The 885-nt window shown below is 36.7% G+C and carries 1 protein-coding gene; it reads left to right on the plus strand.

Annotated features, from left to right (window positions below; all coding sequences use genetic code 11):
* Positions 1-17 precede the first annotated feature (17 nt).
* Positions 18-860: a carbapenem-hydrolyzing class D beta-lactamase OXA-58 gene (locus Aba26S_RS20975; RefSeq protein ID WP_002002480.1), complete on the plus strand. Its 843-nt coding sequence runs from the start codon at positions 18-20 to the stop codon at positions 858-860.
* Positions 861-885: the final 25 nt, after the last annotated feature.

Here is an 885-nt window from a genome sequence, read left to right on the forward strand (position 1 = left end):
TTTTAAAGTTGTATATCATGAAATTATTAAAAATATTGAGTTTAGTTTGCTTAAGCATAAGTATTGGGGCTTGTGCTGAGCATAGTATGAGTCGAGCAAAAACAAGTACAATTCCACAAGTGAATAACTCAATCATCGATCAGAATGTTCAAGCGCTTTTTAATGAAATCTCAGCTGATGCTGTGTTTGTCACATATGATGGTCAAAATATTAAAAAATATGGCACGCATTTAGACCGAGCAAAAACAGCTTATATTCCTGCATCTACATTTAAAATTGCCAATGCACTAATTGGTTTAGAAAATCATAAAGCAACATCTACAGAAATATTTAAGTGGGATGGAAAGCCACGTTTTTTTAAAGCATGGGACAAAGATTTTACTTTGGGCGAAGCCATGCAAGCATCTACAGTGCCTGTATATCAAGAATTGGCACGTCGTATTGGTCCAAGCTTAATGCAAAGTGAATTGCAACGTATTGGTTATGGCAATATGCAAATAGGCACGGAAGTTGATCAATTTTGGTTGAAAGGGCCTTTGACAATTACACCTATACAAGAAGTAAAGTTTGTGTATGATTTAGCCCAAGGGCAATTGCCTTTTAAACCTGAAGTTCAGCAACAAGTGAAAGAGATGTTGTATGTAGAGCGCAGAGGGGAGAATCGTCTATATGCTAAAAGTGGCTGGGGAATGGCTGTAGACCCGCAAGTGGGTTGGTATGTGGGTTTTGTTGAAAAGGCAGATGGGCAAGTGGTGGCATTTGCTTTAAATATGCAAATGAAAGCTGGTGATGATATTGCTCTACGTAAACAATTGTCTTTAGATGTGCTAGATAAGTTGGGTGTTTTTCATTATTTATAAGAATTAGAAGTTTGAGGTTAATCTA

This window comes from Acinetobacter sp. NBRC 110496 (genome assembly GCF_000876115.1).
In the GTDB taxonomy this organism is placed as follows: Bacteria; Pseudomonadota; Gammaproteobacteria; order Pseudomonadales; family Moraxellaceae; genus Acinetobacter.

Bases quoted from the DNA above. Each gene is read 5' to 3' on its own strand.
- Aba26S_RS20975 (WP_002002480.1), top strand. From the start codon at position 18: ATGAAATTATTAAAAATATTGAGTTTAGTTTGCTTAAGCATAAGTATT.